Source organism: Paenibacillus sp. MABNR03 (genome assembly GCF_050455445.1).
In the GTDB taxonomy this organism is placed as follows: Bacteria; Bacillota; Bacilli; order Paenibacillales; family Paenibacillaceae; genus Paenibacillus; species Paenibacillus xylanilyticus.
This window is the reverse complement of sequence record NZ_JBCIYR010000002.1, coordinates 411,171-424,880: the sequence shown is the minus strand read 5'-3', so window position 1 is coordinate 424,880 and position 13,710 is coordinate 411,171. Positions and strand designations below refer to the sequence as shown.

The 13,710-nt window shown below is 52.0% G+C and carries 14 protein-coding genes; 8 read left to right on the top strand and 6 right to left on the bottom strand.

Features of this window, described 5'->3' with window-relative positions; genetic code table 11:
- Positions 1–49 precede the first annotated feature (49 nt).
- Both AAIH57_RS10485 and AAIH57_RS10480 read left to right on the top strand, forming a co-directional pair.
- Positions 50–880: a futalosine hydrolase gene (locus AAIH57_RS10485; protein ID WP_430021584.1), complete on the top strand. Its 831-nt coding sequence runs from the start codon at positions 50–52 to the stop codon at positions 878–880.
- Complete coding sequence (locus AAIH57_RS10480) at positions 877–1,710, top strand: 1,4-dihydroxy-6-naphthoate synthase (RefSeq protein ID WP_175398050.1); 834 nt, start codon at positions 877–879, stop codon at positions 1,708–1,710. Before AAIH57_RS10485 ends, AAIH57_RS10480 begins: the two co-directional genes overlap by 4 nt.
- Positions 1,711–2,250: 540 nt before the next feature.
- On the opposite strand, the gene AAIH57_RS10475 is transcribed toward AAIH57_RS10480, so the two are convergent.
- Complete coding sequence (locus tag AAIH57_RS10475; protein WP_430021583.1) at positions 2,251–2,871, bottom strand: pyroglutamyl-peptidase I; 621 nt, start codon at positions 2,869–2,871, stop codon at positions 2,251–2,253.
- 91 nt (positions 2,872–2,962) lie between these two features.
- Positions 2,963–3,967, bottom strand: a complete 1,005-nt coding sequence (locus tag AAIH57_RS10470) for a Gfo/Idh/MocA family protein (protein WP_175398048.1) — start codon at positions 3,965–3,967, stop codon at positions 2,963–2,965.
- Between the two features lie 337 nt (positions 3,968–4,304).
- Here AAIH57_RS10470 and AAIH57_RS10465 point away from each other — a divergent pair, with 337 nt between their 5' ends.
- The 6 genes from AAIH57_RS10465 to AAIH57_RS10440 all read left to right on the top strand — a co-directional run bounded on the left by AAIH57_RS10465 (position 4,305) and on the right by AAIH57_RS10440 (position 10,738).
- A complete protein-coding gene (locus AAIH57_RS10465; RefSeq protein ID WP_312884342.1) occupies positions 4,305–5,072 on the top strand; it encodes an ABC transporter ATP-binding protein in 768 nt (255 codons plus the stop codon).
- The gene (locus tag AAIH57_RS10460) at positions 5,054–5,803 is read left to right on the top strand and encodes an ABC transporter permease (protein WP_430021582.1); all 750 of its coding nucleotides are present in this window, start codon (positions 5,054–5,056) and stop codon (positions 5,801–5,803) included. Before AAIH57_RS10465 ends, AAIH57_RS10460 begins: the two co-directional genes overlap by 19 nt.
- Before the next feature lie 36 nt (positions 5,804–5,839).
- Complete coding sequence (locus tag AAIH57_RS10455; protein ID WP_430021581.1) at positions 5,840–7,525, top strand: helix-turn-helix domain-containing protein; 1,686 nt, start codon at positions 5,840–5,842, stop codon at positions 7,523–7,525.
- A gap of 204 nt (positions 7,526–7,729) precedes the next feature.
- The gene (locus AAIH57_RS10450) at positions 7,730–8,701 is read left to right on the top strand and encodes a FecCD family ABC transporter permease (RefSeq protein WP_430022121.1); all 972 of its coding nucleotides are present in this window, start codon (positions 7,730–7,732) and stop codon (positions 8,699–8,701) included.
- A 2-nt stretch (positions 8,702–8,703) separates the two neighbouring features.
- Positions 8,704–9,720: a FecCD family ABC transporter permease gene (locus tag AAIH57_RS10445; protein ID WP_175398044.1), complete on the top strand. Its 1,017-nt coding sequence runs from the start codon at positions 8,704–8,706 to the stop codon at positions 9,718–9,720.
- A gap of 76 nt (positions 9,721–9,796) precedes the next feature.
- A complete protein-coding gene (locus tag AAIH57_RS10440) occupies positions 9,797–10,738 on the top strand; it encodes an iron-hydroxamate ABC transporter substrate-binding protein (protein WP_430021580.1) in 942 nt (313 codons plus the stop codon).
- 143 nt (positions 10,739–10,881) lie between these two features.
- On the opposite strand, the gene AAIH57_RS10435 is transcribed toward AAIH57_RS10440, so the two are convergent.
- From AAIH57_RS10435 to AAIH57_RS10420, 4 genes are read right to left on the bottom strand one after another with little or no spacing between them, the layout of a single operon-like run.
- Positions 10,882–11,304 (bottom strand): macro domain-containing protein, encoded by a 423-nt coding sequence (locus AAIH57_RS10435; protein WP_430021579.1) that lies wholly within the window; start codon positions 11,302–11,304, stop codon positions 10,882–10,884.
- Between the two features lie 32 nt (positions 11,305–11,336).
- Positions 11,337–12,245, bottom strand: coding sequence for a TIGR02452 family protein (locus tag AAIH57_RS10430; RefSeq protein WP_430021578.1), 909 nt, complete (start codon positions 12,243–12,245; stop codon positions 11,337–11,339).
- A 1-nt stretch (position 12,246) separates the two neighbouring features.
- Positions 12,247–12,723 (bottom strand): NADAR family protein, encoded by a 477-nt coding sequence (locus tag AAIH57_RS10425; RefSeq protein WP_430021577.1) that lies wholly within the window; start codon positions 12,721–12,723, stop codon positions 12,247–12,249.
- A 31-nt stretch (positions 12,724–12,754) separates the two neighbouring features.
- A complete protein-coding gene (locus tag AAIH57_RS10420) occupies positions 12,755–13,684 on the bottom strand; it encodes an NUDIX hydrolase (protein ID WP_175398039.1) in 930 nt (309 codons plus the stop codon).
- Positions 13,685–13,710 lie beyond the last annotated feature (26 nt).

Below are 13,710 nucleotides of genomic sequence, written 5' to 3'. Positions count from 1 at the left end.
GATGACCAAATACAGCGTTGAATCTAACACCTTATAAGGGAGAACTCCGATGAATGAGCAAAATCAAGCGTTAAACCATACAGGGCCAACGGGCCCAGCACCCGAAAAAGCGGCTCCGCGTGTATTAATCGTGACCGCTGTCGATGCGGAAAAAGAAGCCGTACTCCGCGGCCTGGGTGACCACCCCGCGGGCATGTTTGACGTGATCGCTGGCGGGGTTGGCCCGTCAGCGGTTGCAGCAAGCACGGCAGCCACGCTGGCATTGGCCGCAGCGGCTGGCGTGCAGGCACTGGCGCAGGGTGCCACCGCGCCAGCCGGACCGGATGCGGCACAGTCATCTGCCGCATCCCCGGGGCCCCTTGCCGGGACCGGACTGACCCCAGCGTACTCGCTGGTGGTCAGTGCCGGCATCGGCGGCGGGTTCCCCGGCCGGGCGGACGTCGGCTCCCTCGTGGTGGCCGACGCCATGGTTGCCGCCGATCTGGGCTCGCAGACGCCAGACGGCTTCCTGAGCGTGGACGAGCTCGGATTCGGCTCGTCCCGTGTGGCGGCGGACGCGGAGCTTGCCGCGCGCCTGCGCCATGAGCTGCAGCGGGCCGGGCACGCTGTCAGCGGAGGTACGGCGGTCACCGTGTCCACGGCGACCGGAACGGCCGAGACGGCCGCGGAGCTGCTGCGCCGCGTGCCGGATGCCACCGCCGAAGGCATGGAAGGCTTCGGCGTGGCAACAGCGGCCAAGCAGTTCGGCGTGCCTGCGCTCGAACTGCGGGCCATATCAAACGCGGTCGGTCCACGCGACCGCGATGCCTGGCGCATCAAGGATGCCCTGGATGCGCTCCAGGCAGCAAGTTCCATTTTACGGGAGGTACTTACATCATGAAAATTGCATTTTCCCCTTGTCCTAACGATACGTTCATCTTTCACGCCTGGGTACACGGTCTGATTCCGGGTGCCCCTGAACTGGACGTCCGTTATGCGGATATTGACATTACCAACGGTCTGGCTGCCAATCCTGGCGGTCCGGATGTACTGAAAATTTCATATGCAGCACTGCCTTATGTGCTGTCCGAATATGCTCTGCTGCCTTCCGGCGGTGCACTGGGAAGAGGCTGCGGGCCACTGGTTCTTACCGCTGACGGTACGACCGATCCTGCTTATCTGTCGGGGCGCCGGGTTGCCGTGCCAAGTGAACGTTCAACCGCTTATCTGCTGTTCCGTCTGTGGGCAGCTCAGAATGTCCCTGGCGGAGTGGGCGAAATTGTTGTGATGCCGTTCGACCAGATCATGCCTGCTGTCCGTGACGGCAAAATCGATGCCGGCCTGGTCATTCATGAAGCGCGCTTCACATACCAGAACTACGACCTGAAGCTGATGACCGACCTGGGCAGCTGGTGGGAAAGTGACACAGGTCTGCCGATCCCGCTTGGAGCAATCATTGCACGTCGCAATCTGGACGCTCATGCACTCGCCGGATGGGCACGCGCATCTGTAGAATACGCCTGGGCACATCCCGATGAATCCAGAGAGTACGTCATGGCGCATGCACAGGAAATGGACCCGGATGTGGCAGCGCAGCATATCGATCTGTATGTGAACGAATTTAGTGCCCATCTGGGCGATGACGGCTACGGTGCGATTACAGCACTGCTTGGACGAGCCATGAAAGAAGGCCTTGTTCCCGAATTTGACTTGAATCTGCTGCGGATCTGAGCCAGCAACAGCAGTCATATTGGACGACTATACGGTAAGAAACGTGTTTGAATTTTTGCTGAACCTGCTGCCTCATGCTTAGGCCGCTAACGAACCGGTCGCATCTTATTTGGAGCATTCGTTCGAATAGGACACACTAATGAACATCAGACACGTTATTCCACCAAAAACCTGTGATCGGGCGAATGGAACGAAGAAATAACATCTCTACAATTCGTTAGAACGCCATTTCAGCGGAATCTCACCCCATAACACGTGCGAAGTTCGTTAAACCATCGTCATCTATGCGGCGAACTCCCGTTAGCTGCACGACTGTCACGGGCTAATTATCCAAAAGGGGCTGTCCCATAGTCATTCACATGACTTAATGGGACAGCCCCTTTCATCTGTTTCGGTACAGACACGAAAGATATATATGTTGAAGATGAATTCGGAAAACGTTTTAGGAGCCGCAATAATCAGAAAGAAATCACTCTCAAACTGACATTCCACCCAACTTACTTACTTACTTACTTACTTACTTACTTACCAATCCTTAATTCATGCTTCTGCCACCACTGTACGAATCATAACCCGCAAGGCTTCCAGCATTACACCTATCGGCAAGGAAGGCACCGAGGGTTGCAGCAACGACATCTCGGTGGAGGCCGGGAAGTGAACAAATCCCGCCCGGATCGGCAGCTGTTCCAAACGAATTCGATCCAGCACACAATACATCGTATTGTTGCAGATATACGTTCCTGCTGTATTGGATACCGCTGCCGGAATGCCCGCTGCAATCATCTCATTCACCATGGCACGAATGGGCAAGGTCGAGAACAGACCGTCCGGGCTGCCTTCGGTTATGGGCTCGTCCACAGGGCGCTGTCCCTGGTTATCCGCGTAGGATCCAGGCGGAATGTCTTTTACATTCACCGCAATGCGTTCAGGGGTAACCGCTGTCCGGCCTTTTGCCAGACCGCAGGCAATCACCACCTCCGGGCGATATGCTTCCATCTCTGCGATCAGCAGATCCGCACATTCATCGAAATGTACCGGCAGCAGTACCGTTTTCAACTCGGCACCTTCCACCACTTCCTGCGCGAGAGCTGCCATCAGTTCTCCCGTAGGATTCGCGGCATCCCCGCCAAAAGGTTCAAACCCCGAAACCAGAATTTTCATCCTTATCCCACTCCCATCCATCTATGCATATCTCCCATCGTTTCTCCGTGCAATTGCCTGGCTTAAAGCCGTCCTGGGGTTGTGATTTCATTTATTCAAATTTATAACGCAAGCCCCACTGACCACGAATGGTGTCCATCAGCTTCATAATCTCAAGGGACTCGTCCAGCGGTATAATCGAACTTTCCGTTTTGCCTTCCAAAATGCAGCGCCCGGCTTCTTCAGCTTCAAATGCATAACCGATACTTATCCGGTCATCCGTAAATGTCTCAGGCTCGTCCTGACCGTTCACATGCAGATACGCTTCTTTCCCGGCGAGGAAAAGCGGCAAACGAATATACCCCTCTGTACCATAAACGACCGCTTCGTTACTCAAATTAAGCCGAACCGCCCCGTTCAATGACGCCGAACGCCCTTCCGAGTAGGACAGCAGTACAGAGAATTGTTCATCCACACCGGTCTCTCCGATATTCGCTGTGCTCCACACATGCTGCGGCTGCTCCCCAAAGATCATGGAGGCGAATGAAACGGGATATACGCCTGCATCCAGCAGCGCACCCCCGCCTAGGTCCGGGTTAAGCAGCCTTCCTTCAGGCTCCCAGCCTATACGGAAACCAAAGTCCGCTTTGACAAGTCGCACTTCGCCAATTCGACCTTCCGCAATCCATTTCCGCGCCTGAACGATCGGAGGCAAGAAACGGGTCCACATGCCCTCCATCAGGAAGAGTTTGCGGCTACGCGCCGTTTCCACCAATTGCTCCAGCTGGCGGCCATTCATCGTGAACGGCTTCTCGCACAGCACTGCTTTTCCCGCTTCCAGACAAGCCATTACGTTCTCCTTATGGAACGGATGGGGTGTAGCGACATAGATAATGTCCACTTCCGGGTCCTGCAGCAATTTTTCATATGATCCGTATCCGCTTGCAAAACCATATTCAGCTGCGAATTTCTCCGCGCTTTCCTGCGTCCGCGAGCCAACAGCTGCCTTCACGGCATTTCCGGCATGTTCCAGATCTCTGGCAAACTGGGATGCGATCCATCCCGTGCCCATAATGCCCCACTTGACTTTGTCCTGTCCTCCAGTAACTCCCGTCATATTAAAGCCTCCCTAGTACCAAATTGGTAGAACCGACTTCACTCCGCATTTTGCATAATTCGATTCAAGTCGCTCCCGAATACAAGATTTAGACGAATAGTATCATTTCGATTTATATCTTGCTGATTGGAAATCACTCAATCGGTTTATGCAAAATGCTCTATTATATGCATTTCCAAATCTGACTCTCCTCTATATTACCAAAAAGAACCTCTGGCGTCAGACGATGGTTTCACCTTCTGCTCCTGCATGCCTGGCTAAGCCCCGCTTTCATTTCAATTCTCCAGCATTTTTGCTAAGATTATCAGCAGATCACGGATGAAAGGACGATCCCGCTGTGTCTAATCTGGTAACCATTCAGCATCTCACTAAATATATGGGTACGACCGAACGACGACTATTGTTTGAAAAAGTGAATGCCCCCATCGCCGAAGGAGAGCGAATTGCCATACTGGGTGCATCCGGTCAAGGCAAAAGCACACTCCTCCGCATCCTGTCCTTGCTGGATGTACCCGATGATGGAGATATCCTGTGGAAAGGCACTTCTTACCTTGATTCCGACCCCAGAGCCTGGCGCATGCGCATGTCCTATGTCGCGCAGCAACCCGTCATGCTTGCAGGCAGCGTTGAAGATAATTTGAAAACCGTCCATCTCTTGCACCGGACACCCTATGATCAGAAACTGGCTCTACTTCTGCTTGCCGGAATGGGTCTGGAAGGACTGGATATACATAAGCGGGCCAGTGATCTGTCAGGCGGAGAGAAGCAGCGCATATCGCTGATCCGTTCCATGATGCTTCGTCCAAAGGTACTGCTCCTGGATGAAGTCACGGCTTCTCTGGACCGGACCAATGCCCGGCTTGTGGAACAGCAATTGACGGAATGGAGCAAGCAGGAAGGCATTTCGCTGGTCTGGGTCACCCATGATCAGGAACAGGCGCGCTCGTTTAGCACAACGACATGGTTCATGGGCAATCAGACCCTGCTGGAACGGGAGTCCACATCCCTCTTTTTTGCCCACCCGAATACGGAATTGGCCCGGCAATTTATTCTGCACCCTGCCCCTGAGGCAGATAAGGAGAACCCATGTCCATCCTCGCACTGAGTTTCACCATCATATTTATTATGCTGACCATGCTGGTTTCCGTTTGGCAGAAGCTTGGTCTGGAAAGAGATATTGCTATAGGTACGATTCGTTCCGCAGTACAGCTTCTGCTGGTGGGTTATGTCCTTCAGTTTATTTTCAACTCGGATCATCCTGCTCTGATTATTGTTATTGTAGCTTTTATGATTACTGTGGCATCGATCAACGCGGGCAAGCGCGGCAAGGGACTTCGCCGAATCTCTCTCTATATTGCAGCTGCCATTACGGTGACCGAGCTATTGATGATGGGGCTGCTGTTAGGTCTTCACATAGTGGAGCCGACCCCGCAATACATCATTCCTTTGAGCGGCATGACGATCGGAAATGCGATGGTTGTCTCGGGGCTGTTTTTGAATCAGATGAAACGTGAGGTCGAGGCTTCCAAAGGTGAAATTGAGACACTGTTAGTCCTAGGCGCTACGCCAAGGCGTGCATTTCAGGACGTATTAAAACGCTCTGTAAAATCAAGCATGATTCCGACCATTGACGGTATGAAAACCGTTGGGCTTGTGCAGCTTCCAGGCATGATGACCGGCATGATTATCGCAGGAGCCGACCCGGTCGAAGCTGTCCGTTATCAGATTTTGATTGTGTTTGCCTTCACCAGCTCAGCTGCCATTACCAGCATCATCTTGAGCTTACTGACATATCGGCAGTGGTTTACTTCAGATATGCGGTTACGCTCCATGTAGAAGGAATTAACCTAACCAAGAAAGGGGGCACTCGGGGTGATAAGCCATTCAAACGCAGTTGATTCTCCGGATCATGGCCAGGAAGTGAGCGAACGTCAGGGTTTGGAGCTTTTTCTGGAAGATACCCTGCTCGAACTTCACCAAGCAGACCTGATTAGGTTCGACGATAAGGAATGGTATTGGAGCAAACCCGACATTGCCCACCATACCTTCATATATATGCACAAATTTACGGGTAAACTGATGATGAACGGGACCGAGCACCCGGTCAACCGCAAATCTGCCTTCCTCTGCACGCCTGGCACTGCCCTGGAATTATCCAGTGACGCAGGAAACGAGACCGAGCTGTATATCATCAGTTATGATCTGTTCCGTGCTGCAGAGAAAACCGACGAGCGGCGCATCTACGAACGTGAACAGAACTTCCCGGTAACAGGCTGGATACAAGGCCCTTATTACGGCATACAGCGCATTGCAGCGCAGTTGACTGCTGAAACCGGACAGCCTGCTCATAAAAAGAAACTGCTAATGACTGAGCTGCTGACCACGCTCTGGCCTCAGGAGATACAGACGGGTACAGAAGCACATGGGGATGCGAACCAGTGGCTCCAACTCACGATGCAATATATGCGTGACAACTATATGCATGAGATCAAACTGGAAAAACTGGCCGAACTGGCAGGCATGCATCCATCGTATTATTCGCAGCTCTTCAAGAGCCGGATGCACAAAAACCCGATTGAATATTTAACCCATTTGCGCATGAATCGGGCCAAGGAGCTGCTGATGGCCTCGGACATGCGCATTCGTGACGTTGCCCGAAGTGTCGGTTACCGGGACGAGTTCTATTTCAGCCGCCGTTTTCGAAATCATGCCGGATACGCACCGACAACCTATGCGAAACAGGTGCACCGCAACATTGTTTCTCTCTCGTATCCTTACACGGATCACCTGATGACACTGGGCATTACACCTTGTGCAGCTCAGATTCAGGGGCATCTTCCCCATATTCCCAAATCGCTTACTCTGCCATTTCATGCCTATGAGCCTTGGGAGCAAGGTCGTCAGGCCTTCCTGGAGGTGAATCCCGACCTCATTTTGACCAAGGACAATGCAGCGGCAAAAGCCATGGAACATATCGGAGATGTCGCTCCGATTATCACCATTCCCTGGAATCAGACCGATATGTTCGGTCATCTTCATACGATTGCATCTATCGTGGACCGCACCCAGGCAGCGAATGACTGGCTGGAACGGCATGAACGCAAGGCTGAGCGTGCACGCAAGAAGATCAGGGAGACGGTTGGACAAGCCACTGTTGCAGTCTGTACTTTAACTGCGAAGGGACCACGCATGTACAGCACCCGCAACTTCGGCCATGTGTTCTACCGCAGCCTGGAGCTGAATCCCCCTGAACGTATTCAATCCGAGCTCGCTGGCAAACCTCCCGGCGTGGGGTTCAACTGGATGTCCATAACACCCGGAGAATGGGATGGACTGGAGGCCGATATTCTGCTGCTCGCTGTTCCTTCACTAAAGGAACGTGAATCGCTGCTGCAGCAGATCACTGCTGATCCGCTATGGAATCAGTATCCTGCCGTACGGAACGGTCGCGTTCATATTATTAATTGGAATTCCTGGGTCGTATACGCTCCCTATTCCATCAACATCCAGCTGGATGAAGCCGTAACGCTGTTGACGAATAAACTATCCTTTATGTAATCTAAAAAATGTCCATCTCCCAAATCTTAATTTATGCCATGTACGGGCCTGAATTAAGATTTTATAATGAACTCTAATTGATAATGATAATCAATAACAGCAGAAATGACTTTGCTGGCAACAAAAGGAGTGACTCCCATTCAACATCCGGGACTACCGCGTCGTCCGTCCAATTCTCGAAAATCCCCGGTGACGGTTGGACTAATGTTTTTGTCAGCCATCGCCATTTTGCTAATTAGCCTGTTTGTCGCCATTTCGCTGGGTGCCAAATCGTTAACACTCGAAACGGTATGGTCTGCCATATTTAAGTATAACCCGGCTCTGACACCTCACCAGATCATTCATGAGCTCCGTCTTCCCCGGGTTATTGCTGCTGCTGTCGTTGGCGCTGCCTTTGCTGTTGCCGGTGCCTTAATGCAGGGAATCACCCGCAATCCACTGGCGGATACGGGGGTGCTGGGCATTAACGCCGGCGCCACATTCATGGTGGCGTTGAGCTTTGCCCTATGGCCAGGACTGCCTTATGCCTGGCTAATGGGGCTTTCTTTTGCTGGTGCGGTGCTAAGCACCCTGTTTATTTTCCTGCTTGGATCAGCCACGCCTGGGGGCCTGACATCCATGAGGCTGACTGTTGCAGGTGCTGTCGTTGCAGCCATGTTAAGCTCGCTCAGCACGGGTGTCGCCATTTATTTTGACCTGAGTCAGGATCTCGCTTTCTGGTATGCAGGCGGCTTTGGCGGCATTGAATGGCGGCATCTGAGACTTATTGTTCCTGTGCTTCTGATCACGCTGCTGCTGACCATGCCTCTTGCCCGGCGCGTATCGCTCATGTCGCTCGGAGAAGAAGTCGCGCTTAATCTGGGGATTAATATTCGCATGACCAGACTGCTCGCGCTGACAGCTGTCGTCATACTGGCAGGCGTGTCGGTATCCGCCGTTGGCTCCATCGGCTTTGTCGGGCTGGTCATTCCGCATATTTCCCGCAAGCTGGTCGGTGTCAATTACCGTCTGATCATTCCCATGTCCTCCCTGCTCGGAGCCATCCTTCTGGTATTGGCCGATCTGGGCTCACGCATTGTGAATCCACCGGAGGAACTGGCAGTAGGCATCATGGTTGCCTTTGTCGGCGTACCGTTCTTCCTCTATCTGGCCCGCAAGGAAAGGAGGGCATTGTAACGATGAGATCCCATGTGCCCTCACGAGGGAAACGATCCATTGTCGTCAGTGTTACGCTGCTCTGTATCGCATGTGCAGTGATCGTAATCAGCCTGAATACGGGAACAATTCGTCTGTCTCCCCTTGCTGTACTGCAAACATTGCTCGGCAATGGCAGTCCGGACGATCAGATTGTGTTGTTCGATTACCGCCTGCCCCGCATTCTGATTACGGTACTGGCCGGAGCAGGACTGGGCATCTCGGGAGCCGCCCTGCAAGGTATCACTCGCAATCCGCTTGCTGATCCCGGCATTCTTGGTCTTCATGCTGGAGCAGCCCTGGGGCTCATGGTTTTCGTAAGTCTGTCCTATTCGATCGACGGCTCGGTTGCCCTGCTGATCCCATTGTTTTCTTTTGCAGGAGGTGTCATCTCGGCACTGATCATTATGCTGCTGGCCTATGACCGACATAACGGGGTATCTCCCATCAAGCTCATTCTTGTCGGTATCGCTGTCGCCGCCGGATTTCATGCGTTAACGCTGTATCTGTCCCTACGCCTGGATGAAGACACCTATTCCTTCGCTGCCCGCTGGCTGGCCGGTAGTGTGTGGGGACGGGACTGGATTCATGTACAGGCTCTGCTGCCTTGGATTATACTCTGTGTCCCCTACATTTGGAGCCGCTCCAAAACGCTGGACGCTTTTGGTCTAGGAGACGCGGCTGCAACTGGCATTGGCACACCCGTCAGATCGCAGCGCATATGGCTTCTTTTATGTACTGTGGCGCTGTCCGCCGTGAGTGTATCCATGGCTGGCGGCATCGGCTTCATCGGGCTGGCAGCACCGCATCTCGCCCGCAGACTTGTGGGTCCCATGCATCGCCACCTGATTCCGGCGGCCGGACTGATCGGCATGGTGATCCTGGTCGCTGCGGATACGATTGGCCGAACGATTTTTCAACCAAACGCCATCCCCGCAGGAATTGTGGTGGCTGCCATCGGTGCGCCCTACTTTTTATATCTGCTGGTGAGAACCAAATGATTGATACGCTGATCTACTTTTTTAAACCTATTACTAACTAGCATCCAAGTGATGTTCAAGGAGAATGTGAATATTCATGTTAAAGAAAAACCTATTGTTTGCCCTGAGCCTCTGTCTGATATTTGTGCTTGCCGCTTGCGGAAATGCCAACCCTTCAGGCTCTTCATCTGCTGGCAGCACTTCAACCGAACAAGAGGGTAACAGCCCAGCTTCCGGAGAACAGCGCATCGCGTCCATGTCCATTCATTTGACCAATGACCTGCTGGCGCTCGGCATCACACCTGTAGGTTCCGTTATTGGCGGCGAAGCGAAAGGGTTCCTGTCCCATGTCGCAGATCAACTGCAAAACACAACTCCACTGGGCCCGGTGAAAGATCCGGACATGGAAGCATTGCTTGCCCTGAAGCCCGATGTCATCTATCTGGATGAAGAATTCTCCGGTGATGACATTGCCAAGTTTGAGAAAATTGCTCCTGTGCATGTATTTAATCTGGATGACGGCACATGGCGTGACCATCTGAAAGCCATCGGCAAACTGGTGAATCGTGAGAAGGAAGCGGAGCAATACATTCAGGATTATGCAACCGAAACGGATGAAGTAAAATCGCTGATTCATGACGAGATCGGTGACGGTACCGTGATGGCCATCCGTGTAACGGCCAAAGAATTGCGCGTGTTCAGTACGCGCCGTCCAATGGGTCCAATTTTGTATGATGATCTCGGGTTGACCCCGGCCAAAGGCATCGCCGACATTGATTCCTCGAAGCCTTACCAGGTCATTTCCCGTGAAATACTGCCTGACTTCGATGCAGATGCCATCTTCGTGGTGGTGAACTCGGATGAAGAAGCGGAAAACATGTTCAAAGAACTGCAAGACAATCCGATCTGGCAAGGTCTGAAAGCCGTTAAGGCAGGTCACGTCTATACGATCGGTGCACAACCTTGGCTCGACTATTCCGCGATTGGCAACAAAATGGCACTGGATGACGCCAAAGAGATGTTTACCCAGAGCAAATAAGGAACATGTCAGGATGAAATGACAAAAAACCTCGCTTACGAAACTGGAGAGCATTGCAGCCACTAACACTGCGCTGTTCCCCTCCGTTCGAAGCAGAGGTTTTTTTCTGTATATGTTAAATATGCTAATGCTGCTGTCATTGCTCATATGGTACAAACAACAATCTCAACATCCGTATCAGCAAACGTATCCTGAATAATACCGCTCACTTTATCCCACTTCAATCTGTCGAGCCCGCAGCCAATCTGCGGCATCGCCAGCTTGCCGATTCCTTGTTCTACGCATATGTCGCGCATGGATTTCACAGCTTGGGTAAAGGACGAATAGGTCGGTTTGTTTGAAAACTTCGCCTTGGTCACGAGATTCAATGTCCGTCCTACCGCGTAACACTGGCCGATCTCCAGCGGCTCCTGCTTCGCCTGTTCCTGAAGAACCTCCAATCCGAATTTTTGCCGGAACTGTACTGCGATCCCCGCACCCATTCGAGCATCCGCTGAAATGCAGTGAGCAAGCGTATAGGCTTCATCCATCGCAAACAAATCCTGTTGTATCTCTCGAAATTGCATCCGAATCCTCTCCTTTCCGAAAAAAAGTTTAATCACTCGCCAGCCAAATGCAGACGATCTTGAAATGCCATAAATGTTTTCTGTCCAGTTGACCGATCGAATACGGCAAATACGATTCGCTCAAATGAATGCCTGAAGTTTTCCTGTACCAAAACATCATGAAAATACTTTGCTACATCAACCGGATCATTCCGGAACACTCCGCAACCATAAGCACCAAGGACAAGGGCGCGGTGTCCGTTTATCACAGCCACGTCCAAAATAGATCGAATTCGTTGTTTCATAACCGCTTCGATCTGCTGCTCATTTGCTTCCTCCCGTTCTCTCACGACGCCAGCATTAACCGCTGGGGCTGTAATGAATGAAGTTACATAGGCCTTATCCAACAGCCGGTCTTCATCATCCCGAATGACCGGAACATCCGGTGAATAGATCATGTAATCCGAGTACAGACAAGTGCGCAGCTTGCGATTGTGGTCATACATTTCATTCATCTGTACGATACATGGATATAACCCTGTAGCCCGGGCCAAACTCTCCTCCTGTGCCTGACTTCCTCCCAGGAATCCTCCGCCAGGATTTTTCGCTGAGGCAAAGTTAAGACAAACGACATCCGTTCTCCCCTCGTCCACTACGAGACGTGAAGCTGCCGTAAGTGTGGTCTCGCCCGTAACTTCGATCTGAACAGCTGCTGCCTCAGACGATAGCCTCAATTGATGCACCTGCTCCCGAAGTGCAGGAAGCTCGTTGGGACGGTATAGAACCGAACCCTGGATTGCTTTTTTCAGATCTGCATCGATTGGTACCCTGCGATCATATCCGTTGATATATTGTCCTATTTCCAAAATAGCCAGTGTCTCCTGAGCGATACGCGCCCGGCCTGAACGCTGGTTATTGCTTTTCAGTTGATTCGTACTTTTTCGTTGGTTGTTTTCATTCATCCTAATCACTTCCTATATTTTCTCTCAGACGGGTCAAAATCTCGCCCAACCAGTTCGTTCCCCGCCATGTTCTTCGGTTTCGAATGCGCGAATCTTCCTCTGCCAGCCCAACACCCCAAATTCGATCATCCGGGCTTGCTTCGACAAGGGTCGTCCCTCGAGTGGCCAGCAATGCGGCGAGCAGGTTTTCATTTTGTGTGAATTTGGCTTCGTTGCCCTCATAAACAATGCGTTTGCACTCGGCTTCCCATATCTTCTGGTCAAACCCGGCGACCTGTCTGCCAAGCTTTTTTTGTACCGAAGCGGAGCTGGCCTTCAAAATCTTGTCCGCAATGACCTGGTCACCAAACAGCAGCGCTTTCTGATGCATCATGTACTGTTCCGCGCTGGTATAATGTGTTCCATTCACCGTAAAATCCGCCGGATGCCACTGGGAAAAGGGTGACGCGGTACGCCAGAAAAACGTAAACTTCTCCATGAATTCATGTGCCCTCCTTTTTATAAAACCACTATGTTGTCAGACGATCCGGGTTTAGCCTGTATAAGCGGGAAGGGCGGTGTCCTGCATGACCTGTAAACTCTCCGGTCTCTATCACCCAACCCGCGATTTTGCGCCGGAAAGCGGCAGCCAGCAGCTTTTTGCCACTGATAATCTCATATACTTTCTGCAGTGCCGTTAACGTAAATGTCTCTGGCATCAGATTAAATGCAATATCCGTATACTCCACTTTGGATCGCAACCGTTCCAGTGCATAATGAATCATTTTGGCGTGGTCAAACGCTATGCCCTCAACCTCCGTTACTGTCATGCTGCTGCTTCGCACACTGCCCTCTACCGCTTCCTTCACCTCAATCACAGCCGATAGCTCCTCTGTTCCATTGGACAACATCAACTGTACTCTCCGTTCTGTCGTACGACCGTGTTCATGAAGATGACGTTTCTCTTCCACCAATCGCTGATCTACCCTGAACCACCCAGCTTCACTTGCATCATCTCCAGCTTCCAGTTCAAGCTCACTGCTATCCACAAGTGCCATATAGGAGCAGCTGATAACCCTTGTACGAGGATCACGATGCACATCCCCCCACGTGTACAACTGTTCCAGATAAATGTTATCCAGCCCGGTCTCTGTAACCAGTTCACGGCGTGCCGCATCTTCAAGTGATTCCTGCATCGACACGAATCCGCCCGGTAATGCCCACTTCCCCAGATCGGGATGACCACCCCGGCGAATCATCAGCAGCTGCAGTGCCGGCTCGGCAAGCTTGCGGTAATTGGACTGAGCTTCACTCCGTATGGTGAATACAAGCATATCCACCGTTACGGATGGACGCTCATAATCCCCAGCATCATATGTCTCGAGAAACTGCTGCTCACTTATATTTACGTGATCCTGATGCTCCGACGGACGACCACCAGAATGACCTTCGTTTGCCATATATACGACCCCATTCTGTTATTAAC